Raw genomic sequence first — 24,346 nt, forward strand, 5'->3', positions numbered from 1 at the left:
AATATTGGGATAATTTACCAATGCAACGCCCTACAACATAGGTTCCATCCCAATGCCCGAGCTCGACGCCATCGACCGCAAGATCCTCGCCTTACTGCAGACCGACAGCCGGCTGACCATGCAGGAGCTCGCGGACAAGGTCGGGCTCTCAGTCTCGCCCTGCCATCGCCGCGTCAAGCTGCTGGAGCAGCGCGGCGTCATCTCGCGCTACATCGCGACCGTTGACCAGAAGGCACTTGGGCTGCATGTCAGCGTGTTCATCTCGATCAAGCTTGCGCGGCAGAAGGAGGAGGACCTCAACCGCTTTGCCCGCGCGATCTCGAAATGGGACGAGGTGCTGGAGTGCTATCTGATGACCGGCAACCGTGACTATCTCCTGCGCGTCGTCGCGGCCGACCTCGCCTCCTACGAGACCTTCCTCAAGACCAAGCTGACCCGCCTCGACGGCATCGCCTCGATCGAGTCGAGTTTTGCGCTCAGCCAGGTCAAATATTCGATCGCCCTGCCAGTGTGACGGCTCCCTCCGGCCGCCAGTGTCACATGGACGCAATAAACCCCGTCAATGGTCTTGGGCGACAGGCATTCCGGCTCAAGAGAGAGACCTATGACCGCATCCGACCGCACCTCCCAGACCGCCAAGCGCGAGCGCATCATCCAGGAGATGGCCGACGATCTCGACGAGGAGCTGGAGATGGAGCTGGACGACAGCAGGCTCGACGAACTTCTCGACGAGACCGACGTTCTCCACCCGACGGTCGATCGCCGGCTCTATTTCCGCGAGCTGCTCCGCCTCCAGGGCGAGCTGGTCAAGCTTCAGGACTGGGTACACAGCGAGAAGAAGAAGGTCGTGGTGCTGTTCGAGGGCCGTGACTCCGCCGGCAAGGGCGGTGTCATCAAGCGCATCACCCAGCGCCTCAATCCCCGCATCTGCCGCGTCGCGGCGCTCCCCGCGCCGAGCGAGCGCGAGCGCGAGCAATGGTATTTCCAGCGCTATGTGTCGCACCTGCCCGCCGGCGGCGAATTGGTGCTGTTCGACCGCAGCTGGTACAACCGCGCCGGCGTCGAGCGCGTGATGGGCTTCTGCACCGACGAGCAGTACCAGGAGTTCTTCAAGACCGTGCCGGAGTTCGAGCGGATGCTGATCCGCTCCGGCATCATCCTGGTGAAATACTGGTTCTCCATCACTGACGACGAGCAGCAGTTCCGTTTCACCATGCGCATCAAGGATCCCTTGAAGCAGTGGAAGCTGAGCCCGATGGACGTCGAGGCGCGCAGCCGCTGGGAGGCGTACACCAAGGCCAAGGAGACCATGCTGGAGCACACGCACCTGCCGGATTCGCCGTGGTGGATCGTCGATGCCGTGGACAAGAAGCGCGCCCGCCTCAATTGCATCTCGCATCTGTTGACCCAGATCCCGTACCAGGATGTGGCCCACGTTCCCGTGGTGCTGCCGGCCCGCGTCCGCAATCCCGACTATCACCGCGGCCCGGTCCCGCCGGAGATGTACGTGCCTTCGAAATACTGACGGAGGTCCCGTCATCGCCACGGCTGTACGATGATCTTGGTGTGCGCCTCGGGATTGGCGAGATCGGCGAAGGCATTGGCGACGCCGTCGATGCCCACTTCCGCCGTCACCATCGCCGCGGCATCCACCTGCCCTTCCGCGATCAGGCGTAGCGACGCCGCAAACTCGTCCGGCGTGTAGCCGAGCACGTACTGGACGTTGAGCTCCTTCATGATGCCGAGCATGGGTTCGCATCTGTCGCTTTCCATGCAGACGCCAACCACGACGATTTTGGCATCGCGCGGGGCGCCCTCGAACACCTGCTGCAATACACCGGGCACGCCGACGCATTCGAAGATGACCGCGGGCTTCAGCGCCGGCAGCATGGCCTGCAACGGCGGCCGCGCCGCCTTCTCGGCGTCCGACATCTGCGCGTGCTCGGCCCAGGTTGCATAGGGCTGCGACAGCCTGGGATCGACAACGATATCGGCGCCGAGCTTTGCCGCAAGCGCGCGTCGGGCCGGCGAATAGTCGGCGGCAACGATCGGGTGCAGACCCTTGATCCTCAGCGCGGCGATCACCGCAAGCCCGACCGGGCCACAGCCGATCACAAGCGGCACCTCGCCGCCGCTGATGTTGGCCTTCGCCACAGCGTGCACGCCAACGGCGAGCGGCTCGGTCAACGCAGCATGTTCGGGCGCAAGGCCGTTCGGCACTTCCAGCAGCAGCGGCTCACTGAGCAGCATCTGTTCTGCGTAGCCGCCGACAAAGTCGTTGGAATAGCCGATGCCCTTGATGCCCTCCGGCGTGAGCAACGCCGGCAGCGAACACACATGCGTGCCCGGCTTGAGCTTGCGCGCGGTGCCGGGGCCATAATCGACGATCTCGCAGCAGAACTCGTGGCCGAACACGACGTCGCGCGACAGATCCATCGGCGTTCGCCCGGTCTTCTTCGCCATCTCCACCATCCGCGGTGCATGCTGGCGCGCGTGCAGGTCGGAACCGCAGATGCCGCAGGCGAGCGTCTTGACCAGCACCAGGCCGGGGCCGGGCTCCGGCTCGGCCATCCGGTCGACGACAATCTCACCGTTCCTGAAAATCGCAGCGCGCATCCGGCTCCTCCACATTGTTGGAGCCGTTGATAGCATGAAGTCAGGTTCCAAATATTGCGTCAGGGGTTCGGGGAACGCGCTGCCTGCACAAGAAGCTGGGCGCGGCGGATGCGCTCGCGATGGGCGATGTAAAGACCGCTGGCGACGATGAAGGCCGCGCCCGTGACGGTCCAGACATCAGGCACTTCGCCGAACAGGAAGAAACCCAGAATACTGACCCACAGCAATTGCGTGTAGGAGAAGGGCGCCAGCACCGAGGCGTCGCCGTAGCGATAGGCGAGCACGATGATCCACTGGCCGACGGTCGAGGCGACACCGATCACGATGCCGAGGCCGATCGCGGTCCAGCTCGGCGTGACCCAGACGAAGGGCACCATCACGCTGAGGATCGCAACGCCGGTGAGCGCCGAGTATGCCATCGTGGTGAGGACGGCTTCGCGGCCGCTTATCAGGCGCGTCAGGATCAGCGCGGCAGCCCAGCAGAACGCCGAGACGATCGGGAAGAAGGCGGCCACGTGGAACGCGCTCGAACCCGGCCGCAGGATGATCATCACGCCCACAAGGCCGATCGCGGTCGCGACCCAACGGCGCATGCCGACCTTCTCACTCAAAAAGATGATCGAAAGCGCAGTGACGAACAGCGGCGAGACGAAGCCGGTGGCGGAGGCTTCCGCGATGGGGAGGAAGCGCAGGCCGGTGATGAAGAACAGCGAGGAGCCGAGCAGCGCGACGCCGCGCATCAGCTGCAGTCCGAGACGTTCGGTGCGCATCGCATGCAGCGGCGAGCCCGGCAGCATCACCGGCGTGAACATCAGCGCGAAGGTGACGAAACGGATCCAGGTGATCTCGATCGATGGAAGGCTGGTCGAGAGATATTTCGCAGTGACGTCGGAGCAGCCGAGAAACACCGTCGACAGCAGCACCAGCGCGATGCCCTTGAAGGGATGATCGACGCGCGCAGGTGCACGGCGAGCCTCCTGCTTCTTTTCCGGCGCGGCAGGCATGGGAATACTGTCGAGCCTTGCGGCTGCGGCGGGCGGCGGTGTCACGGCTGAAACCTGGGAAATTCGAATCGGGAACGATCGTAAAAAACGACAATTGCGCCGCTTTCACAACTTCCGAAAACAGGATGCCGATATGCGCTCGGGTCCGCGCGCGTCAATGCTCCATTAATAATAGCCTTTTGTGCGCTACAGCATGGGCAGACTGCGCGGCTTCGGGCCGCGCGGAAACGCCGCATCCAGCGCCGAAATCTCCTCTTTCGTCAGCACGAGATCGCCAGCAGCCGCATTTTCGCCGGCGTGTTCCGCGGACGACGCCTTCGGGATTGCGAACACCGTAGTCGTACGGGTGAGGAAGCTCAGCGCGACCTGACGCGGCGTCGCACGACGCGCCTCCGCAATGCGCGCGAGCACGGCGCCGCCTTGGCTTCGCTCATCCGGAAAATCATCGTGCCCGAACGGCGAGTAGGCGACGACCGCGACGCCTTGCCGCTCGCACCACGGGATCACCGCATGCTCGATCGCGCGCTCCTTGAGATGATAGAGCACCTGATTGCAGGCGATCTTGCCCTCGCCGGCTACGTCGAGAATTTCGTCGAGATCGTCGGCATCGAAATTGGAGACGCCCCAGGATTTGATCTTGCCCGCTTTCACCAGTTCCTCGAACGCGGCGACGGTATCCCCAAGATCATATGAACCGCGCCAGTGCAGCAGATAGCAATCGAGCCGATCCGTCTTCAGCCGCTTCAGCGAACGTTCGCAGGCCGTGATGGTGCCGCGGCGCGAAGCGTTGCTCGGCAGCACCTTCGACACGAGGAATACTTCATCCCGACGGCCCGCGATCGCATCGGCAATGACGAGCTCGGCATCACCATACATCTCGGCGGTGTCGATATGGCTCATGCCGAGATCGAGCCCGCGCTGCAGCGCCGCGACCGCGCGCGTGCGATCGCCATGGTCGAGATACCAGGTACCCTGCCCGATCAGGGAGACGTTGGCGCCGGTCCGGCCGAAGGGTTTTGTGTTCATGTTTGTTCCTTCAGATGCTCTACAGACCACTGATGTCCGCAACCAGCACGCTGCCGGTTGCAGACTCCGTGATATAGAGCCGATCCTTCTTCGCGCCACCGATGGCGACATTGGTGCAGTTCGGCCCGGCGCATGATTTGATCCGCGCGATCAGTTCACCATTCGGTGCGAACACGAAGACGTGGCCGAGTGAGGCGTGGCCGACGAACAGGCGGCCGGCCACATCCATGGTCATGCCATCAGGACCACTGGTGCCGAACAGCGAGCAGAAGCGGCCAACCTTCGACACGCTGCGATCCTTCATGAACGGCAGCCGCCACACCGCATTGTCGCGCGTCATGGCGACGAACAGCACAGACTCAGTCGGATCGAGCACCAGGCCGTTCGGGCTGATGCCGGTGTCGATGAGACACTCAAGCCGGCCGTTTGGCGCCAGCCGATAGACCCGGCCGCTCGGGTCGTGCAGCCCGGTCTGGCCCTGGTCGGTGAAATAGATATCGCCGTTGGAGGCGAGATGCAGATCGTTGCAGCCGCGGAACGACTCCGAATTGCGCGACGTCAGGATGGGTTTAATACGACCGGCCTTGGCGTCGAGCTCCATGATGCCGTGCATGTAGTCGGCGACCAGGATGCGGCCGTCGGCGGCGATCTTCAGCCCGTTCGGCCAGCCCTCATACTCGATCACGAGCGACCACGTACCATCCGGCGCGATGCGGAAGATGCGACCGAACGGAATGTCGACGATGTAGAGATTGCCGCCCCTGTCGAACGACGGCCCCTCGACGAAACTATCGGTCGGCACACCCGGCCGGTTGGCATCAGCCCAATCGCTCCGCACTCCCTTGCGGCGGAATGTGTCGGGCATGATGGAGAAGATTTTGGTTTCGATCAGGCGTGGCGGCGTTTCCAGGTACATTTTTGATTTTTTCTTATTGCTGAGGGGGAGCGCGGCAACATAGGGCACAATCGCGGGCGCGTCGATTGGGGCAGTGGCATGGCTGCGCTGGAGATGGGCGCGCCGGGTGCTCCGTCATCCTGAGGTGCGAGGTGTGCGATGCGGACGCATCGAACGCCGAGCCTCGAAGGATGAGGGGCCGGGATGCAGCCGGGCCGTCGCCCTTCGAGGCCTCCGCTACGCTCCGGCACCTCAGGATGACGGGGATGGATTGGTGCTAACGGTCGAGAGAGAAAAAGAGCGTGCCTACCCGGCCGCGCCCGCGAGCTTGGCGTGCTTTGCCGGCGCCTCGGTGGTCGCGATCAGGCGCTTCAGCTCGGGGATGCAGGAGCCGCAATTGGTGCCGGCCTTGAGCTTGACGCCGATCTCGGCGGCGGTGCGGGCACCGCTCGCGATGGTCTCGCAGATGGTGCCGCGGCCGACGCCGAAGCAGGCACAGACGATCGGGCCGGTTGCCGCGGCGCCCTCGCTGGATCTGCCTGATAGCAGCATGCGGCGCTGGTCGTCGGTGACGAGATCGGCCGCGAACAGGCTCTTCACCACCTCCCAGTCGCCGGCATCGTGCGCGGGGCCGACGAACAGGCAAGTCTCAATGCGGTCGCCCGCGAACGAGGCCGCGCGATAAACGCCGCCGCCGAAATCGCGATAGTCGGCGACGTCTTCGCCGACCGCGCCTTCGAGCCAGGCCGGCCAGCGCGAGAGATCGGCATTGTCAGCGAAGAGATAGCCAAAACCGCCCGCAACAGTAACGCGCGTCCACATCAGGCTCGGCGGCAGATCGAGCTGCTTCCGCGACAGCGCAAATCCGCGAAAGACGTATTCATACGGCGCGATCGCCGCCGGCGTCGCCTTCGACTCCGGCTGGCCGGAGAACGGATCCGTGAACGGTGCGACCAGCGCACCGACACGCCCGTGCGAGGCATTCATCGCGCTCCAGTGGATCGGTGCGAACAGCGTACCGCGCTGCTGCCGGTCGCTGACGACGGCCTTCAAAATGCACTGGCCGTAATCGGTGGTGATGCGGGCATAGCCGTCGTGGACAATGCCGTATTTGCCGGCATCGTCAGGATGGATCTCGACGAAAGGTTCCGGCAGATGCGCGCCGAGCCGCTTGCTCAGGCCCGTGCGCGTCATGGTGTGCCACTGGTCGCGGATGCGGCCGGTGTTGAGCCGCAGGGGACGCGACGGCCCGGTTTCGCTGCGCAGCGCCGGCACCTCCGGCGCGACGAAGCGCCCCTTGCCGTCATTGGTGAAGAAGCCGCCGTTCGCGAAGAAGCGCTCGACCGGCGCCTCGCCCTCACGCACGGGCCATTGCACCGGCTTCAGGTCATCGAAGGCCTCGTCGGACAGCGAGGTCAGCGCGCCGATGTCGAAATCGCGGCTGCCGCCGTTCTCGAAGGCGGAGAGCGCGGCATGCTCGCGGAAAATCTCCGCGGCGGATTTGTAGTTAAAGCTGTCGCCAAAACCGAGGCGCTTTGCGGCCTCGCTCAATATCCACCAATCGGGGCGCGCCTCCCCGGGTGCAGGCAGGAATGAACGCTGGCGCGAGATACGCCGCTCGGAATTCGTCACCGTGCCCGACTTCTCGCCCCATGCCAGCGCCGGCAGCAGCACATGCGGGCCGGCCTCGACGGTGTCGTTGGACAGCACGTTCTCGGACACCACGAAAAGTTCGAGCTTCTTCAGCGCCTCGCGCACGAAATCCGCATCGGGCAGCGACACCGCGGGGTTGGTGCCCATCACCCAGAGCGCCTTGACCTCGCCGCGGCTGATGGCCTCGAACAGCTGCACCGCCTTCAGTCCTTCATGGGTGGCAATGCGCGGTGCCTTCCAGAACCGCCTGACACGGTCGATGTCGGGCGGCGTGAAGTTCATGTGTGCCGCGAGCTGGTTGGCGAGGCCGCCGACCTCACGGCCGCCCATCGCGTTGGGCTGGCCGGTGAGCGAAAACGGCGAAGCGCCCGGCTTGCCGATTCGCCCTGTCGCGAGATGGCAATTCAGGATCGCGTTGACCTTGTCGGTGCCCTGTGCCGACTGGTTCACGCCCTGCGAATAGAGCGTGACGACCCGCTCGGTGTCGCGGAACATCTTGAAGAAGGCGGCGACGTCCGGTTCCGAGAGGCCGGTCGCCAGCGCGGTCGCGGTGACGCTGCCGGCAATGTTGCGGGCGCGTGCCAGCGCGTCATCAAAGCCGCTAGTGTTCCGCGCGATGTAATCCGCGTTCAGCGCATCATTGTCAGCGAGATGAACGAAGAGTCCGGAGAACAGTGCCGTGTCGGTGCCGGGCTTGAGGCCGAGGAACAGATCAACGTCGCTCGCGGTGTCGGTGCGGCGAGGATCGATCACGATCATGCGCGCGCCGCGCTCCTGCCGGTTTCTCAGCATGCGCTGGAACAGAACGGGATGGCACCACGCGGCATTGGAGCCGACGAAGACGAGCAGATCGGCCTGGTCGAGATCCTCGTAGTTCCCCGGCACGGTGTCGGCGCCGAAGGCGCGGCGGTGGCCTGCGACCGAGGAGGACATGCAGAGTCGCGAATTAGTGTCGACATTGGCGGTCCCAACGAAGCCCTTCATCAGCTTGTTGGCGACGTAATAATCCTCGGTGAGGAGCTGGCCGGACAGATAGAATGCGACCGCATCGGCGCCGTCGCGCGCGACGATGTGCTTCATGCGGTGGGCGACGTGGTCGAGTGCATCGCTCCAGGCGACGCGCTCCAATGCGCCCTTGCAGCGGATCATCGGATACAGCAGCCGGCTTTCGAGGCCGACGGTCTCGCCCAGCGCGGAACCCTTGGAGCAGAGCCGGCCGAAATTGGCGGGATGATCGGGATCGCCCGCGATCGCAGCCCCACCCGCGCCGTCGGGCGTCGCGAGCACGCCGCAACCGACGCCGCAATAGGGACAGGTGGTCTTGGTGGCGCGGAGCGTCGGATCGATCGCCGTCATATCAAGCCGCCTTTGACGGACGTGCGAGCGCGCGGCCGAACATCATGTCGGCGCGGATCCCGGCGATCTTCTCGCGCGTGCGGATCAGCTCGAGATACCAGAGCGCATCGGCGGTATCGCCGATCAGCACGGCGCCGGTGAGGCACCCGTCGGCGATGACGAGCTTCTTGTAGGTGCCGCGCCGGCGGTCGGTCAGCACGAGGCTCTCGCTGCCCTCGGCCGCCATGAAGTCGCCTGCGGAGAATACGCTGACGCCGGACACTTTCAGATTGGTCGAGACCACGCTGCCCTGATAGGCGGCGGGGCGGCCACCGAGATGCCGCGCCAGCACGCGTGCCTGGTCATAAGCCGGCTCGACCAGGCCGTAGCAAGTGCCGCGATGCTCAGCGCATTCACCGAGCGCGTAGATATCGGGCGATGCCGTCTGCATCTCATCGTTGACGACGATGCCGCGATTGACCGCGATGCCAGCCTCCCTCGCCAGCGCGATGTTGGGCCGGATGCCAGCGGCGAAGATCACGGCGTCCGCAGCGATGCGGCTGCCGTCGGCAAGCTCCACGGATTCGACACGGCGCTCGCCATGGATGCACTTGGTCGAAGCGTTAAGCAGGATGCGAATGCCCTTGCGCTCGACCAGCGTCTTGAGCAGATCGGCGGCAGGGGCATCGAGCTGGCGCTCCATCAGCCGATCCATCAGATGCAGTAGCGTCACGGGCGCGCCGGCCTTGGCGAGCCCGTAGGCCGCTTCAAGGCCGAGCAGGCCGCCGCCGACCACGACGACGCGCTTCTTCGCGGCCGCCAGCGTCAGCAGCAGATCGACATCGCGGGTGTCGCGAAAAGTGTGCACGCCGGCGAGATCCACGCCGGGCACGTTCAACCGCAGCGGCGTCGATCCCGTGGCGAGCACGAGCTTTGAATATTCCATGCTCTCCTCGCCGGCGATCTTGAGCTCGCGGCGGCCGGTGTCGATCTCGGTGACGCGATAGCCGTAGCGCACGGTGACGCCGCGATGGCGCCACCAGTCGGCCGGCCTGAGCTCGATCTCGTGCGAGCCGGTTTCGCCGGCCAGCACGGATGAGAGCAACACGCGATTGTAAGCGAGCCGCGGCTCTTCGCCGATCACAGCGACCGCGTAGCGGCCGAGCGCGGTCTTGGCGAGTTCATCGACCAGACGCGCTGCCGCCATACCGTTACCGACGATGACGAGCGGTTCACTCACAAGGCATCTCCTATTCGGCGGCCTGCGCCTGCGCGCCGTAGGCCTCGGAAATCATGTAGCCGGACAGCAGGCCGTAAGCGTCGGTCCAGGCGGTTGAGAGTTCGGGCGTCCAGGCCTCGCCGAGCCCCTTCTCCAGGGTCCACAGCAAGGTCGCGCCGACCACGGGGTAGTGCTCGGCCTTGGCGCCATAGGCGACATGACGCTTGGCGAGCGCCGACGCCGCAGGAAGAATCGTCTCGAGGTTCGACAGGCCACTGACGACGGCAGCGAGCATGCCCATCAGCTTCTTGCGCTGCTCGGTCATGTCCTCGGGAAACATCGCGCGCACGGACGGCGCCACCTCGAACAAGCGGTCGTAGAACAGCACGGCGGCTGCTTCTGAAATCGGTGCGACCTTGGAAAAGCTCTGCTGCACGAGGGCAATCTGTTGAGGCGTCATGATGTTGTCCTGTCTGTTTCGGTCTGCCTTTGTCCGCACCGTTGCGGAAAAAGTTCATGGATCAAACGTCATCAGAGCGACCTCCCCCCGCGTACGGGGAGAAGCGATTTTCATAACAGTTGTCACACGCGCGCTTCGGCAAGGCTTGGCGCGCCTTCAGTCTGCGGGCCGCGCCGCAGGTAGAACCACCAGGTGAGTCCAAGGCAGGCGGCGTAGAACACGAGGAAGATCGCGAGCGCGAGTTGCGGACCACCAGTCGCTGCGATCGACTTGCCGAAGCTGCTCGGGATCAGGTAGCCGCCGATCGCGCCGACCGCACCGATGAAGCCGACTGCTGCGCCACTTTCGACGCTCGCCGTCTTCAAGGCGACCGCACGCGCCGCGTCGCCCTTGCCGCGCACCTTGAACAGATTTTGCTCGCGGAAGATTGAAGGAATCATGCGGTAGGTCGAGCCGTTGCCGATGCCCGTCGTCAGGAACAGGATCAGGAACATCGCCAGGAAGCCGGTGAAATCCTTCTGCCCGACGAAGTAGAGCACGCCGATCGTCGCCGCCGCCATCGCGAGGAAATTCCAGAACGTGATGATGGAGCCGCCGATCTTGTCGGCGAGCCAGCCGCCGAACGGGCGCGACAGCGAACCGACCAGAGGGCCGAGGAACGCGATCGCGATCGTCACCGTCGGAAACTGCGTCTTGATCAGCAGCGGGAACGCCGCAGAGTAGCCGATGAAGGAGCCGAACGTTCCGATATAGATGAACGCCATGATCCAGGTATGCTTGCGCTTGACGATCGCGAGCTGGTTCTTCACCGAGGACTTGGCCGAGGTCAGATTGTTCATGAAGAACACCGCACCGAACACCGCGATCGCGATCGGCAGCACCCACATCAAGCCGGCGTTTTGCAGATAGACGCCGCCGACCGACGTTGCCTGGAACAGGTTGATGACGCCGAGCGTCATCAGGATCGGCGTCAGCAACTGCACGCTGGAGACGCCGATGTTGCCGCCCGCAGCGTTGAGACCCAGCGCCGAACCCTTCATCCGGTCCGGAAAGAAGAAGGAGATGTTGGTCATGCTGGAGGCGAAGTTGCCGCCGCCGAGACCCGCGGTCGACGCGATCAGCAGCATCAGCCAGAATGGCGTGTCGGGCTGGCTCACGAAGTAGGCGAGCGACAACGTCGGAATGAACAGGATTGCCGCGCTGAAGATGGTCCAGTTGCGACCGCCGAAGGTCGTCACCGCAAACGTATAGGGGAAGCGCATCAATGCGCCGATCAGGCCGGGGACGGCCACAAGCTGAAACAGCTCGTCAGTCGAATAGTGGAAGCCCGCCTGCGGCAGCTTGGTCGCGACGATGCTCCAGATCAGCCAGACCGAGAAGCCGATATGCTCGGCCACGATCGACCAGATCAAATTGCGCCGGGCAACGAGCTTGCCCGTCGAATTCCAGAATGCCTCATCCTCCGGTCTCCACTCTGAGATCCAGGTCGGATTGTCTTCCCTCATTGGAAAATCCCTTTCACTAGGAGGCGCGACACCGACGAATCGCGGACGCAAAGAGGCACGCTCGGGGAAAGCCCCCGTTTGGGCGGTGTCACAGATTGGTTGATTGCTTGTGACGGCGTCGATGGCGTCAGAACCGGTAATTCAAGCTCTGTGCCAACTTGGGCTGTCAAAAATACATTAGTAGATCTAATAGCTTATGAAATTCGCCTAGATTTTAAGCGAGCCTACAATTGCATCAATCTTTGGCTCGGCGCTCAATTCTTGAATATCGATTCGCCTGTTGATTGTGCGTCGCACAAGAGTTGTGCAGCAGCCCGATTTTTCGCCACGGGCACAATTCATCGCAACGCGAGAGCGGGTCCCCGCAAAGCATTTCCCGCAAACGTGGCGCAGAACCCGGCGCAGGCGGCCATCGCGGACGACCGCGCCTTTGGCACATCGATTGCTTCGTGATGTCAGGTCAACGATGACCGCAATGCCCCGGGGGCATCGAACTTCCGACGGCCACGAGGATAGCGAAACCTGTACGCCGAACCGCCAAAGCGCGGTCATCGTAACGCTATCCCAGTACACGCCGACTGGGCTCGGTCGCGCTCGTTCCCAGCCCGCGGGGCGCAGTTCATTTGGTTGACCAGGGCGTGGGCCGGCAACGGTTGCGCCTAAGGTTCACACGCACAAAGGAACTGTTGATGTCGTATCTCGCGCCTTCGGAATTCGTCACCAAGATGGTCGACGCCGGCGAATCCAAGATATTCATGTCCACCCGGGATACGATCATCCGCGCCTACATGGCCGGCGCCATCCTGGCGCTCGCCGCCTGGTTCGCCGTCACCATCAACGTGAACACGGGCCAATCGATCATCGGCGCGCTGCTCTTCCCGGTCGGATTCTCCATGCTCTATCTGCTCGGCTTCGATCTCCTGACGGGCGTGTTCGTGCTCGCGCCGCTCGCCTTGATCGACAAGCGCCCGGGCGTCACGCTCAGCGGCGTTCTGCGGAACTGGGGGCTGGTGTTCCTTGGCAATTTCGCCGGTGCGCTCACGGTGGCCTTCATGATGGCCTTCGTGACGACGTTCGGCTTCACGCAGGACCCCGACAAGGTCGGCGCGGCGATCGGAAACATCGGCGAGAGCCGGACTCTCGGCTACGCGGCGCATGGTGCGGCCGGTATGGCGACGTTGTTCATCCGCGGCATGCTCTGCAACTGGATGGTCTCGACCGGCGTCGTCGGCGCGATGATCTCGACCAGCGTCCCCGGCAAGGTGATCGCGATGTGGATGCCGATCCTGGTGTTCTTCTACATGGTGTTCGAGCATTCGGTCGTGAACATGTTCCTGTTCCCGTCGGGGCTGATGCTCCACGCCAAGTTCTCGATCATGGATTACTTCATCTGGAACGAGATCCCGACCGTGCTGGGCAACCTCGTCGGCGGCCTCGCCTTCACCGGCCTGACCCTCTACACCACGCATGTGCTGACGAAGCCGAAACGTGAGGTGGCGACGAAGGCTCAACCGCGCGCTGCGGCCTGAGCGATCGCTGTTCAATCAAGGGGCCTTGTCTGACAAGGGAGCTTTGCCGGCTAAGGTGCGGCTCCTTTCTCTTGGTGGCGAGCATGAGCGGCAGCCTGCGAATTTCGGTCGGGCAGCACTCCGACAAGGGGCGCAAGCCCGTCAACCAGGACTTTCACGGCGCCCTCATCCCGGCCGAGCCGCTGCTGAGCCTGAAGGGGATCGCCGTCGTTTTGGCCGACGGCATTTCAAGCAGCGCAGTCAGCCAGGTGGCGAGCGAATCTGCGGTCAAGAGCTTCCTGACCGACTATTACTGCACGCCTGAGTCCTGGACGGTGAAGACGTCCGCGCGACGCGTGCTCGAAGCGACGAACTCATGGCTCCACGCCGAGACACGCCGCAGCCAGTACGGCTACGACCGCGACAAGGGCTACGTCTGCACCTTCACCGCGATGGTCATCAAGTCGACCATGGCCCACATCTTTCACGTCGGCGACTGCCGGATCTATCGCGTCGCCGGCAAGACGCTCGAGCAGCTCACCGAAGATCATCGGATCATCGTCTCGGCGGAGCAGACCTATCTCGGCCGCGCGCTCGGGATCAACCCGCAGATCGAGACCGATTATCGGGCACTTCAAGTCGAGCCGGGAGACATCTTCCTGCTGGCGACCGACGGCGCCTATGAGTTCGTCGATCATCGCTTCGTCACGAGCACGCTCGCCGCGCATGCGAACGATCTAGACCGGGCGGCGAAGACGATCGTCTCGGAGGCCTATCGGCGTGACAGCGACGACAACATCACGGTTCAGATCCTGCGCATCGACGAACTGCCGCAGAGCGGATCGACCGACATCCCCAGCGGCACGGCCGAGCTGCCCCTGCCGCCACTGCCCGAGCCGCGGGCGCTGTTTGACGGCTACCGGATCGTGCGGGAAGTGCATGCCAGCAGCCGCAGCCACATCTATCTCGCCGTCGACACTGAGACCGAGGAGACGGTCGCGCTGAAAGTCCCGTCGATCGATCTGCGCGACGATCCCGCCTATCTGAAGCGCTTCCTGATGGAGGAATGGATCGCGCGTCGGATCGACAGCCCCCACGTCCTGAAGCCCCGCTCGCGCTCCAAACGGCGCAACTATCTCTACGTCGTCACCGAGTTCATCGAGGGACAGACGCTGCGGCAATGGATGCTGGACAATCCGCGCCCCGACATCGAGACTGTCCGCGGCATCGTGGAGCAGATCGCAACGGGCCTGCGCGCTTTCCATCGCATGGAAATGCTGCATCAGGACCTCAGGCCGGACAACGTCCTGATCGACAAGACCGGCACCGCGAAGATCATCGACTTCGGATCGGTTAAAGTGGCCGGCGTCATCGAAGCGACACCAAATCCGGCCGACGCCGAAATCCTCGGCACGGTGCAGTACACCGCGCCGGAATACTTCCTCGGCGAAGGCGGCTCGCCGCGCTCGGACATGTTCTCGCTGGCGACCATTTGCTACCAGATGCTGAGCGGAAGCCTGCCCTATGGCGCCCAGGTCGCCCGCATCAGGGGGCGATCGGACGCATGGAAACTCCGATATCGTTCGGCCGGCCACGATGACCGGGCCGTCCCCGTCTGGATCGATGGCGCGCTCCGCAAGGCGCTGCATCCCGACCCCAACAAGCGCCACGAGGACCTGTCCGAGTTCACCTACGAGCTCAGGACGCCGAATCCGGCCTATCTCAGCACGCGGACCACGCCCCTGATCGAGCGCAATCCGTTGCTGTTCTGGAAACTGACCACTGTGATGCTGGCCTGCGCCGTCGTGGCCCTGCTCGCCCTTCTCCGCGCGCGGTAGGCAGGGCCGGTCCCGGGTCAGGCCGGCTCGGCCGCCTTCGTCCCCAGCGGCTTCGGCGCGATACCGCCGCCCGGCTTGAGGTGGAATTCGTAGGTCATCAAGTGCCACTGCCCGCTCGCCTTCGCGCCGTCGGGCATCGCAGGATCGTTGCGCGGCTCCACCTTGGCGACGAGATCATCCTTGACCCCGAACACCACGTCGGAATCGAGATATTTGTCGCCGTCCATGAAGACGTGGGTGATCAGCGGCTCGTAGCCCTTTGCGTTGACCAGGAAGTGGACATGCGCCGGGCGCATCGGATGGCGCTTGGTCTGCACGATCATCTCGCCGACCGGGCCGTCGGTCGGGATCGGATAGCTGCACGGCAAAATCGTGCGGAAGAAGAAGCGGCCGTCGCTGTCGGTGACGAACCGCGCCCGCGCCGAGGCTCCGACCTCGTCATAGTTCGCTTTCTGTGAATCGTAGAAGCCGTCATCATCGGCATGCCAGACGTCGACGGGGACATTGGCGAGCGGCTTGCCATGGAGATCGGTGACGCGGCTCTGTACAAACATCCGCTCGCCCGTGAGATTGTTAGGCGAGATATCGGTGCCGTGGGCCGTGACCTTGTGCTCGCCGACATAGAACGGGCCGAGCACCGTGGTCTGGGTGGCGCCGTCGCGGTCCCGGTGGTTAACCGCGTCGACCAGCATGGAGACGCCGAGCACGTCGGAGAGCAGGATGAACTCCTGGCGGGTATCGGTGCATTTCTGGCCGGTGCGGGTCAGGAAATCGATGGCGTAGTCCCACTCCTCGAAGGTGAGACCGGTCTTGCTCACGTAATCGTGCAGCGACCTCACCAATTCCTTGAGCAGGAATTTCGCACGCGGGTTCGGCGTGCTGTCGAAGCTTTTGACGACGGCTTCGGTGAGTTCGGTCTCGTTGAACTGGGTCATGATGCGTTTGCCCTGAGTTTTCTCGTTGGCCCCATGGGGTCCTTGGGGCTTCCTGGAGGCGTTCCAGACTGGAGCCTACACCAACCGGCGGCCTCCCGTTAAGCGCGACCCGCTTGGAATGAGGTCGTCATTTCGGCTATCAACTTGTCGAGAAAACTGCCCGGAGGAACTGATGCTCGCCCCTACCCCCGCTTCGCCCGAATCCGTGGGCATGTCCAAGGCCGCGCTCGACCGCGTCGATGCCCATCTGAAGAACCGCTACATCGATCCCGGTCGCTTCCCGGGCACGCATCTGCTGGTCTACCGCCGCGGCAAGATCGCCCATAGCTCGGTGCAGGGCCTTGCAGATGTCGAGCGCAAGGTGCCGGTCAAGGACGACACCATCTATCGCATCTATTCCATGACCAAGGCGATCACCAGCGTCGCCTTCATGATGCTGGTCGAGGAAGGCCTGGTCGCGATCGACGAGCCCGTCGCCAAATACATCCCGGAATGGACGAATCTCGGCGTGTTCGTCGCCGGCACCTCGCCAAACTTCCTGACCCGGCCACCGTCTCGGCCGATGCTGATCGTCGACCTCCTGCGCCACACCGCCGGCCTCACCTACGGCTTCCAGCAGCGCTCCAATGTCGATGCCGCCTATCGCGCCGACAAGATCGGCGAGGTGGAGAAAGCCGGCACGCTCCAGACCATGATCGAGAGCCTTGCAAAAATCCCGCTGGAGTTCTCGCCGGGCGAGGCCTGGAACTACTCGGTCGCGACCGACGTGCTGGGCTATCTCGTCGGCAAGATCTCCGGGATGCCGTTCGAGCAGTTCCTTAGAGCACGCATTCTCGATCCGCTCGGCATGACCGACACCGACTTTCACGTACCGGCCTCGAAGGTGAACCGCTTCGCCGCCTGCTACAACGCCGATCCCAGTGGCGGATTCACCTTCCACGCCGGCCAGCGCCGCGAAGGGCTGACGCTTCAGGACGACCCGACCAAGAGCTCGTTCCTGTCACCGCCCTCCTTCATCTCCGGCGGCGGCGGGCTGTGCTCGACGATGGCGGACTATCTCACCTTCTGCCGCGCACTCCTCAACGGCGGCGAGCTCGGCGGCGTCAGGCTGATCGGGCCGAAGACACTGGCACTGATGACGAGCAACCACCTTCCCGGCGGCCACGCGCTGCCCGAACTGTCGCGCTCGCTGTTCTCGGAGGCCGCCTATAACGGCATCGGCTTTGGTCTCGGCTTCGCCGTGACCATGCGTCCATCCGAGACGCTGATCGCCGGCAGTCCCGGCGAATACGCCTGGGGCGGCGCAGCCACGACCTCGTTCTTCATCGACCCGGCCGAAGAGCTGATCACCATCTTCATGACGCAGGTCCTGCCGTCGAGCGCCTACCCGATCCGGCGCGAGCTGCGCAGCATGGTCTACGCCGCGATCACCGAGAGCAATCTGTAAGCAGCTTTTGCAGTGCAACTTGCGCGCCGCGCAGACGCCGACGCGCAAGCCCTCTTAAAAGCGCAGTGGCGCAACAGAAGCGCTGCATTATGCTCCGCCTGTCCGGCGCCGTCGCACCGGAACCAGGAAGTCCCGTTTGTCAAAGCTCTCCTTGCCGGTCCGGCTCGCTCTCCTGGTCGCGGGAACGATGTTGCCGCTGATCGTCTTCGCCGTTGGCCTCGCTTATTCCAACTATCGCCAGGACCGCAGCGACGCGACGCGCCGGGTGCTTGAGACGGTGCGAAGCATGCGCCTCGTGCTCGATTCCGAGGTGCAGCGGATGACGGGCGGTTTGCAGGTGCTCGCGCTCAGCGACTCCTTGCGCAACGGAGATTTCGACGGTTTTCGCCGGCTCGCGGCCGGCTTCATCGGGCAGTATGGCGAAGACAGTGTCCTCCTGCTGGCCGACAGGTCCGGGCACCAGCTGTTCTCGACGGTCACGACCGAAACGGCGAGTCTGCCGCCGCGCAACAATCACGAGATCGTCGAACGGGTGTTCACGACGAAGACGCCGCAGTTCTCCGATCTGTTCACCGGATCGACCAAGAAGCGCCCGATCGTCACGGTCGAAGTCCCCGTGCTGCGCGACGGCGAGGTGGTCTACACGCTCTCCTTCAGCCCCCCGATCGGCGTCTTCCAGCACCTGGTCGAACGACAGCGCCCCGACGAGCAATGGACCGTGTCGCTACTGGACAGCAAAGGCGTCGTGTTCGCGCGCGCTCCCAATCCGAATGAGACCTTTGGCAAGCAGGCTTCGCCGTCGCTGTATGAGGCGATGTTCCGCTCACCCGAGGCGGTCCTGTCGAGCGTCTCGCTCGACGGCGTTGCGCTTGCCTCGGCCTATGCGCGATCGCGGCTGACCGGCTGGACCGTCGCCGCCGGAGTTACCGAGAGCTCGTTGATCGCGCCGCTCTGGCGCAACATCGCGATCACCAGCCTGATCGGCGGCGTGCTGCTGCTGATCGGCCTCACCTTTGCAGTCAGGATGGCGACGACGATCGCGCGCGGCGACATGCTGCACAATCTGCTGATCGAGGAGCTCAACCACCGCGTCAAGAATACGCTGGCGCTGATGCAGGCTATCGCGGTGCAGACTTTTCGCAGCGCCAGCCGCGACGAGCGGACCAAGTTCGAGGGACGTCTCGGCGCGCTGGCCGAGGCACATAATCTCCTCAGTCAGGAGAAATGGGCCGGTTCGGAGCTGAGGGACGTGATCACGCGCGCGCTGCAGCCGTTCCTGCTCGCCAATCCCGATCGCATCCGGATGGCCGGCCCGGCCGTGCCGCTGTCGCCGCGGCTTGCCGTGGTGCTGTCGATGATCGTGCACGAGATCGCGACCAACGCTGCGAAATACGGTGCATTGTCCAACGAGACCGGCCGGGTGACGCTGGACTGGGAGGTCGCCGCGGACGCGACGAAGCCGCGGCTGCGGCTGATCTGGACCGAGATCGGCGGCCCATTGGTGACAGCGCCGGTGCAGCGCGGCTTCGGCTCGCGCCTGATCGAGCGCAGCGCACGCGACCAGCTCGGCGGCGAGGCGACCGTGGACTTCTTGCCGCGCGGCGTGGTCTGCACGGTGATCTGCGCGCTGGACGAAACGCGCTGAGGAAGGATATCGGCTATGAAGATCACGCGGATTCGCACCCACATCCTCGAAGCAAAGCTCTCGCAACCCTTTGCTTACTCGCGCGCGTGGTACGACACCCGCACGGCGATGCTGGTCGAGATCGAAACCGACGCGGGCCTGACCGGCTGGGGTGAATGCTACGGGCCGGCACGGATGACGGCGGCCGTGGTCAATAGCGTCGTGCCCTGGCTGATCGGCGAGGATCCGCTGCGCACCGACGTGCTGTGGCAGACGATCTACGCGAAGCTCCGCGATCACGGCCAGAAGGGCGTTGTGATCCAGGGCCTGAGCGGCATCGACATCGCGCTGTGGGACATCAAGGGCAAGCATTTTGGCGTGCCGGCGCACCAGCTGCTCGGCGGCTCGGCGCGCAAAGACGTGCAAGCCTATGCGACCGGGCTCTATCGGCGCAGATCAGGCGATCCGCTCAAATATCTGCCGGAGGAAGCGGCGGGCTACGCCGCCGAAGGGTTTCGCGCCGTGAAGCTGAAGGTCGGCTTCGGCATCGCGGAGGATGCGGCGGTCACGCGCGCCGTGCGCGAGGCGATCGGTCCTAATGTTGCGCTGATGGTCGATGCCAACCATGCCTATGACGCGATCGCCGCTATCCGGCTCGGCCGGCTGATCGAACCCCACGACATCGGATGGTTCGAGGAGCCGGTGCCGCCGGAGGATGTTGCGGGCTATCGCGCGGTGAAATCGGCGCTGACGATACCGATCGCCGGCGGCGAGTGCGAGTTCACCCGCTTTGGCTTCCGCGACCTGTTCGCTTCGCACGCGCTCGACATCGCCCAGCCCGACACTTGTGCAGCCGGCGGCCTCACCGAATGCAAAAAGATCGCCGACATGAGCGAGGCGTTCGGCATCCGCTACAATCCACATGTCTGGGGCACCGGGATTGCAATCGCGGCTTCGCTTCAGCTCCTGGCCGTGCTGCCCTCGCACACACCGACTTCGCTGGCGCCGCTCGAACCCATGCTCGAATTTGACCGCACCGAACATCCGATCCGGCAGGCGATCTTGAAAGAGCCGATCGAGCACACCGACGGCGTCGTTCGCGTGCCCGATGGTCCCGGGCTCGGCATCGAGATCGACCGCGAAGCGCTGGCGCGCTTCGCGATGAACGCCTAACCGATCGTCTGCAGCGCCGGAAACGTCTCCAGCAGCCAGATGCTGACATTGGAGACCGCGCCGGTGAGGAAGCCGATGCCGGTGATCACCATCAGCACGCCCATGGCGCGTTCGACATTGACGAGCTGGCCCTTCATGCGCGCGAACAGTTTTGAGAACTGCTCGATCATCAGGGCCGCAATCAGGAAGGGAATGCCGAGGCCCGCGGAATAGACCGCAAGCAGGCCTGCACCCCGCGTCACCGTTGCCTCGGCCGCGGCGATCGAGAGGATCGCGGCGAGGATCGGCCCGATGCAGGGCGTCCAGCCGAAGGCGAAAGCGAGCCCCATCACATAGGCACCCCAGAGGCCGACGGGTTTTGGCGCGGTCAGGCGCCCCTCGCGCATCAACAGCCCGATCCGCGTCAGCCCGAGGAAGTGCAGGCCCATGATGATGATGACGATGCCGGCGAGGATCGACAGTTCCGCCGACCAGGCGCGGATCAGCCCGCCGATCAGCGAGGCGCTGGCGCCGAGCGCCACGAACACCGTGGAGAAGCCGAGCACGAACAGCACCGCCGCCATCATAATCGCGCGCTTGGAGGCCGAGGCCCCTTCCTCGCTCTCGACATGCTCGATCGAGGCGCCGGTGAGATAGATCAGATAGGGCGGAACCAGAGGCAGCACGCAAGGCGAGAGGAAGCTGACGAGGCCGGCGACGAGCGCCGCCGTGATCGAGACATTTTGCATGATGCAGTCGGAGCCATCCCAGGCCCTCGGGCTAGGCGCGGGGAATGCGCACAGGACCGGGGCCGAACCGGCTCTGGTGTAGCCGATGCCGGGCAATGCGCAACAGAGGCGCGATCAAACCAGGGCTCCTCCCGATGCCGTCTGTGATCACAGATGCGGCATCGGGACGCGCACAAATCTCGCCAAAAAGCGAGATTCGGCGGCGCGGCTACTTCACCACGCGGAGCAGCGGACGCCGGGGCTGGTCCTGCGTCTGCTTGGAGGGGGGCAGCGGTTCGCTGGCAGCGCTCCGCAGCATTTCGTCGCACAGCGCCTTGAGGTCGACACTGTCAATTCCTTTGAGCTTCATCCTGACATCGAGGATGACGATCGAGAGCAGATCAGCCGACTCACGGCTATTGCTCTCGTTGAGAACCTTGCGGCACCCCTCGAGCGTCTCGAGCACCGACTGCAACTGTTCGTCTGAATGCGACACCGGAGTTCTTTCCGTTAATTCGGGCTGCGAGACGTGCTTGAATCAATCCCCTCGGCCCCCAAAGAGAGCCAAGGATAGCATGAGCAGTCCGCGCCCTCGAAGGCGATTTCGAAGTGTTTCTGCGTCGAAACCGCGGTTCCAGGCAGCATCGCCACGCCGCGGCGAACGTCGGAGCGGTCAAAGATGAAACGTTTGGTGGGGCGCGATCGATCCATTCCGCGAGCGCGTGCGAAACTCCACACGCCACCCTCGGGTCCATTTAGACCCGGCAATCCCGCAGCCATGTTAAGGCTCACAACGGAACGCACGTGTACCCCTCTTCCGGGCAATCACTCGCCCGATTCCCACTCCCAAGCACACTCAAATACCACTTCGGGCGCGGTAAGTATGGCGTTCAAAACTCACCGTTCCCCAACCCGTCGTGGTTGTAGTTTGCGCTGGATTCTGCCAGTTTAGCGACCGGAAGGGACTTGTATGCACTCGTTGGCGGAAAGGGGCGTTCCATTGGAGGAACGCCTAAAGACAAATATCAGCGGGCTCTCGGATTGGGATGCGGCCCGCATATTCTTGGAAGTCGTTCGATGCGGCAGTTTCCGCTCGGCGGCCGAGCGCCTCTCCCTGTCAATCAACGTGGTCCGCCGCCGAATTGATGATTTCGAGCGTCAGACCGGCACCACCCTGTTCACCCGCGACGTCCACGGCACCCATCTCACTGACGAAGGCGCGATGGTGGTCTCCGCCGTCGAGCGCATGGAGGCGGCTGCCTTCGACGTGCTGCGCACGAGCGATTCGACAGCCAACGCTTTGTCCGGCGAAGTCCGCGTCGCCGTGACCGAGGGACTTGGGACATTCTGGCTCGCCCCGCGGCTGGTCGAATTCCAGCAGGCCTATCCGAAGATCATCGTCGACCTGCATTGCGCGATGCGCTCGGCCGATGTCTCCCGCCACGAGGCCGACGTCGCCATCCATCTGTCGCGGCCGTCGGCGCTCGACGTCAAGCTGGTGCGGCTCGGCCGCATGCATTTGATGTTCTGGGCCTCCAGGAGTTACGTCGAGAAATATGGCGCGCCGGGTTCGGCTGCGGAATTGATCAAGCACCGCCTGGTGCTGCAATTCGCCGACCAGATCGCCGCCAAGGAAACATTTGAGAGCTTCTTCCCGGGCGTTCCGGAACGTGACCTGCTGGTCATGAAGACCAACGTCTCAAGCGCCAACTACTGGGCTGTCGCGAATGGAGCCGGAATCGGCGTATTCCCGAGCTACGCCATTGCGCTTGGCGGGAAGTTGATTCCACTGGAGGTCGAGTTGAACCGGCCGCTGGATATCTGGTTGTCCTACCATCCCGGTAGCGGCCGGATTCCCCGCGTGCGGCACATGATTGACTGGCTGATCGAAGCTTTCAATCCGGCTCGCTTCCCGTGGTTTAAGGAAGAGTTCGTGCACCCGCATGAATTCAAGGACTCATATATGGGCGAACCCCTGACCCAGCTCTTCGGGGGATTTTCAACCGAAGAACAAAGGTGAAAAGTAAAATGAAAGCAGCGGCGAAAAGAATGAAGCAGCGCAGTGCCGGCAAGCCGGACATTGAGCTGGGCAAGCGGATCCGTCTGCGGCGCGTCGAGATGAAGATCTCGCAGGCCGAGCTCGGCGAAAAGCTCGGCGTGAGCTTCCAGCAGGTCCAGAAATACGAGAAGGGCGTCAATCGCGTCGGCGCGGCTCGGCTTCAGCAGATCGCCACCTCCCTCGATGTGCCCGTGACCTTCTTCTATGACGGCGACAACAAGGCCCGCGAAGTCGAGAGCCTCCTGTTCCTGGACTCGGCCTTCAGCCTCCGCCTGCTGCGCGCCTACAGCAAGATCAAGGATCAGACGGTGCAGCGTCAGCTCGTCTCGCTGATGGAATCGATCGCAGCGAACGAAGCCTGAGTCATCGACGGTCTGGCCTGTAGACCGATGTTCAATCCGCCGCGTCGCGGGGGCGCGGCTGGATTGGGCGAGGTCTGACGGCTCGAATCTGACGAGATCAGATTTGGCCTGCGCGCCGTCCGCGCGCGACCTTTGCTTTTTGGGGCGGCCTGGCCGCCCCTTTTTCTTTGGCGATTGCCCCGCCATTCGTCGCGGATTTCGCGAACCCGTCCCCGCCCTACCGCGACCAATCGAGAGCCACCGCATCGGAGACGCGGGGCGTTTGATTCGCCGCGCTGAATGGGACCGCAACCCTGATGCCCTAGCGTCTCGCCGATTTCAGCGAATCGGCGCACGCCGCATCGACGGCCGGGAAGTGCCAATGCGGGCGCCCGCTGCAGGCCTCGATCGCCAAGACCGAGATCTCCGCGCGTATGCGCAAGGACCCGACCTATCTGTCGCGCATGCACATGGAAGTGCTCGACGGCCACGACAATCCGATTGATCCGCATTCGGTCGACTGGTCGGGCACGCATACGCCGAACTTCACCGTGCGCCAGCAGAACGGCACCTTCAACGCGCTCGGCGCGGTGAAGATCGACATGCCGAATTCCTATTCGGTCTACATGCACGACACCAACCAGCGCAATCTCTTCAGCGACGATTACCGCTTCGATTCCCACGGCTGTTCCCGTGTCGACCATGTGCGCGATCTCGTCGCCTGGCTGCTCAAGGACCAGCCGAAATGGACCCGCGCCGCGATCGACGCGGAAATCGCCACCGGGCAGCATCAGGAGGTCGCCATGGCCAGGAAGGTGCCGGTGGCCTGGATCCATCTCACGGCGTGGATGACCAGGGACCAGACCATCCAGTTCCGCAACGACATCTATGACCAGGACGAGCAGTTGCTGGAGGCGACCGCCGAAGAAGCCGCGTTCTTCAGCAATGCCGGCAACCATCCGCTGACCGCGCATATGGCGCAATAGGCATGCAATCGCGGA

Annotated in this window: 21 protein-coding genes; 10 read left to right on the plus strand and 11 right to left on the minus strand. The window is 63.8% G+C overall.

The window, feature by feature from the left end:
• Positions 1-52: 52 nt before the first annotated feature.
• Both ABIA96_RS01620 and ppk2 read left to right on the plus strand, forming a co-directional pair.
• On the plus strand, positions 53-514 hold the full coding sequence (locus ABIA96_RS01620; protein ID WP_220012291.1) for an Lrp/AsnC family transcriptional regulator: 462 nt from the start codon (positions 53-55) through the stop codon (positions 512-514).
• A gap of 90 nt (positions 515-604) precedes the next feature.
• The gene (gene ppk2 / locus ABIA96_RS01625; protein WP_354135265.1) at positions 605-1,525 is read left to right on the plus strand and encodes a polyphosphate kinase 2; all 921 of its coding nucleotides are present in this window, start codon (positions 605-607) and stop codon (positions 1,523-1,525) included.
• A gap of 11 nt (positions 1,526-1,536) precedes the next feature.
• Here the strand turns inward: ppk2 and ABIA96_RS01630 are convergent, their stop codons facing one another.
• The 8 genes from ABIA96_RS01630 to ABIA96_RS01665 form a co-directional block, all read right to left on the minus strand.
• Entirely contained in the window at positions 1,537-2,616 is a 1,080-nt protein-coding gene (locus ABIA96_RS01630) for a zinc-binding dehydrogenase (protein WP_354135266.1), read from the minus strand.
• 59 nt (positions 2,617-2,675) lie between these two features.
• The gene (locus tag ABIA96_RS01635) at positions 2,676-3,620 is read right to left on the minus strand and encodes a DMT family transporter (protein ID WP_354135700.1); all 945 of its coding nucleotides are present in this window, start codon (positions 3,618-3,620) and stop codon (positions 2,676-2,678) included.
• A 186-nt stretch (positions 3,621-3,806) separates the two neighbouring features.
• Positions 3,807-4,646, minus strand: coding sequence for an aldo/keto reductase (locus ABIA96_RS01640; protein WP_354135267.1), 840 nt, complete (start codon positions 4,644-4,646; stop codon positions 3,807-3,809).
• A 19-nt stretch (positions 4,647-4,665) separates the two neighbouring features.
• Entirely contained in the window at positions 4,666-5,562 is an 897-nt protein-coding gene (locus tag ABIA96_RS01645; protein WP_354135268.1) for an SMP-30/gluconolactonase/LRE family protein, read from the minus strand.
• A gap of 285 nt (positions 5,563-5,847) precedes the next feature.
• Positions 5,848-8,550, minus strand: coding sequence for a molybdopterin-dependent oxidoreductase (locus tag ABIA96_RS01650; RefSeq protein ID WP_354135269.1), 2,703 nt, complete (start codon positions 8,548-8,550; stop codon positions 5,848-5,850).
• Between the two features lies 1 nt (position 8,551).
• Positions 8,552-9,769: an NAD(P)/FAD-dependent oxidoreductase gene (locus ABIA96_RS01655; RefSeq protein ID WP_354135270.1), complete on the minus strand. Its 1,218-nt coding sequence runs from the start codon at positions 9,767-9,769 to the stop codon at positions 8,552-8,554.
• Positions 9,770-9,779: 10 nt separating this feature from the next.
• On the minus strand, positions 9,780-10,208 hold the full coding sequence (locus tag ABIA96_RS01660) for a globin family protein (RefSeq protein WP_354135271.1): 429 nt from the start codon (positions 10,206-10,208) through the stop codon (positions 9,780-9,782).
• 122 nt (positions 10,209-10,330) lie between these two features.
• Entirely contained in the window at positions 10,331-11,713 is a 1,383-nt protein-coding gene (locus tag ABIA96_RS01665; protein ID WP_354135272.1) for an MFS transporter, read from the minus strand.
• 689 nt (positions 11,714-12,402) lie between these two features.
• Here ABIA96_RS01665 and ABIA96_RS01670 point away from each other — a divergent pair.
• Both ABIA96_RS01670 and ABIA96_RS01675 read left to right on the plus strand, forming a co-directional pair.
• Positions 12,403-13,242, plus strand: coding sequence for a formate/nitrite transporter family protein (locus tag ABIA96_RS01670; RefSeq protein ID WP_354135273.1), 840 nt, complete (start codon positions 12,403-12,405; stop codon positions 13,240-13,242).
• Positions 13,243-13,325: 83 nt separating this feature from the next.
• Entirely contained in the window at positions 13,326-15,059 is a 1,734-nt protein-coding gene (locus tag ABIA96_RS01675; RefSeq protein ID WP_354135274.1) for a bifunctional protein-serine/threonine kinase/phosphatase, read from the plus strand.
• 17 nt (positions 15,060-15,076) lie between these two features.
• Here ABIA96_RS01675 and ABIA96_RS01680 read toward each other — a convergent pair whose 3' ends face one another.
• Complete coding sequence (locus ABIA96_RS01680; RefSeq protein WP_354135275.1) at positions 15,077-15,994, minus strand: dioxygenase family protein; 918 nt, start codon at positions 15,992-15,994, stop codon at positions 15,077-15,079.
• Between the two features lie 172 nt (positions 15,995-16,166).
• Here ABIA96_RS01680 and ABIA96_RS01685 point away from each other — a divergent pair, with 172 nt between their 5' ends.
• From ABIA96_RS01685 to ABIA96_RS01695, 3 genes are all read left to right on the plus strand, one after another.
• Entirely contained in the window at positions 16,167-17,441 is a 1,275-nt protein-coding gene (locus tag ABIA96_RS01685) for a serine hydrolase domain-containing protein (RefSeq protein ID WP_354135276.1), read from the plus strand.
• A 187-nt stretch (positions 17,442-17,628) separates the two neighbouring features.
• Positions 17,629-19,086: a sensor histidine kinase gene (locus ABIA96_RS01690; protein WP_354135701.1), complete on the plus strand. Its 1,458-nt coding sequence runs from the start codon at positions 17,629-17,631 to the stop codon at positions 19,084-19,086.
• Between the two features lie 15 nt (positions 19,087-19,101).
• Positions 19,102-20,238 (plus strand): mandelate racemase/muconate lactonizing enzyme family protein, encoded by a 1,137-nt coding sequence (locus ABIA96_RS01695; RefSeq protein WP_354135277.1) that lies wholly within the window; start codon positions 19,102-19,104, stop codon positions 20,236-20,238.
• Here ABIA96_RS01695 and ABIA96_RS01700 read toward each other — a convergent pair.
• Both ABIA96_RS01700 and ABIA96_RS01705 read right to left on the minus strand, forming a co-directional pair.
• A complete protein-coding gene (locus ABIA96_RS01700) occupies positions 20,235-20,966 on the minus strand; it encodes a cytochrome c biogenesis CcdA family protein (protein ID WP_354135278.1) in 732 nt (243 codons plus the stop codon). The two genes, ABIA96_RS01695 and ABIA96_RS01700, sit on opposite strands and share 4 nt — an antisense overlap.
• Before the next feature lie 208 nt (positions 20,967-21,174).
• Complete coding sequence (locus tag ABIA96_RS01705; protein ID WP_354135279.1) at positions 21,175-21,441, minus strand: hypothetical protein; 267 nt, start codon at positions 21,439-21,441, stop codon at positions 21,175-21,177.
• Between the two features lie 474 nt (positions 21,442-21,915).
• Here ABIA96_RS01705 and ABIA96_RS01710 point away from each other — a divergent pair, with 474 nt between their 5' ends.
• The 3 genes from ABIA96_RS01710 to ABIA96_RS01720 all read left to right on the plus strand — a co-directional run bounded on the left by ABIA96_RS01710 (position 21,916) and on the right by ABIA96_RS01720 (position 24,331).
• A complete protein-coding gene (locus tag ABIA96_RS01710; protein WP_354135280.1) occupies positions 21,916-22,965 on the plus strand; it encodes a LysR family transcriptional regulator in 1,050 nt (349 codons plus the stop codon).
• 29 nt (positions 22,966-22,994) lie between these two features.
• Positions 22,995-23,366 (plus strand): helix-turn-helix domain-containing protein, encoded by a 372-nt coding sequence (locus tag ABIA96_RS01715; protein WP_211382658.1) that lies wholly within the window; start codon positions 22,995-22,997, stop codon positions 23,364-23,366.
• A 386-nt stretch (positions 23,367-23,752) separates the two neighbouring features.
• Positions 23,753-24,331 (plus strand): L,D-transpeptidase family protein, encoded by a 579-nt coding sequence (locus ABIA96_RS01720; RefSeq protein ID WP_354135702.1) that lies wholly within the window; start codon positions 23,753-23,755, stop codon positions 24,329-24,331.
• Positions 24,332-24,346 lie beyond the last annotated feature (15 nt).

The organism is Bradyrhizobium sp. LB11.1, assembly GCF_040549385.1.
In the GTDB taxonomy this organism is placed as follows: Bacteria; Pseudomonadota; Alphaproteobacteria; order Rhizobiales; family Xanthobacteraceae; genus Bradyrhizobium.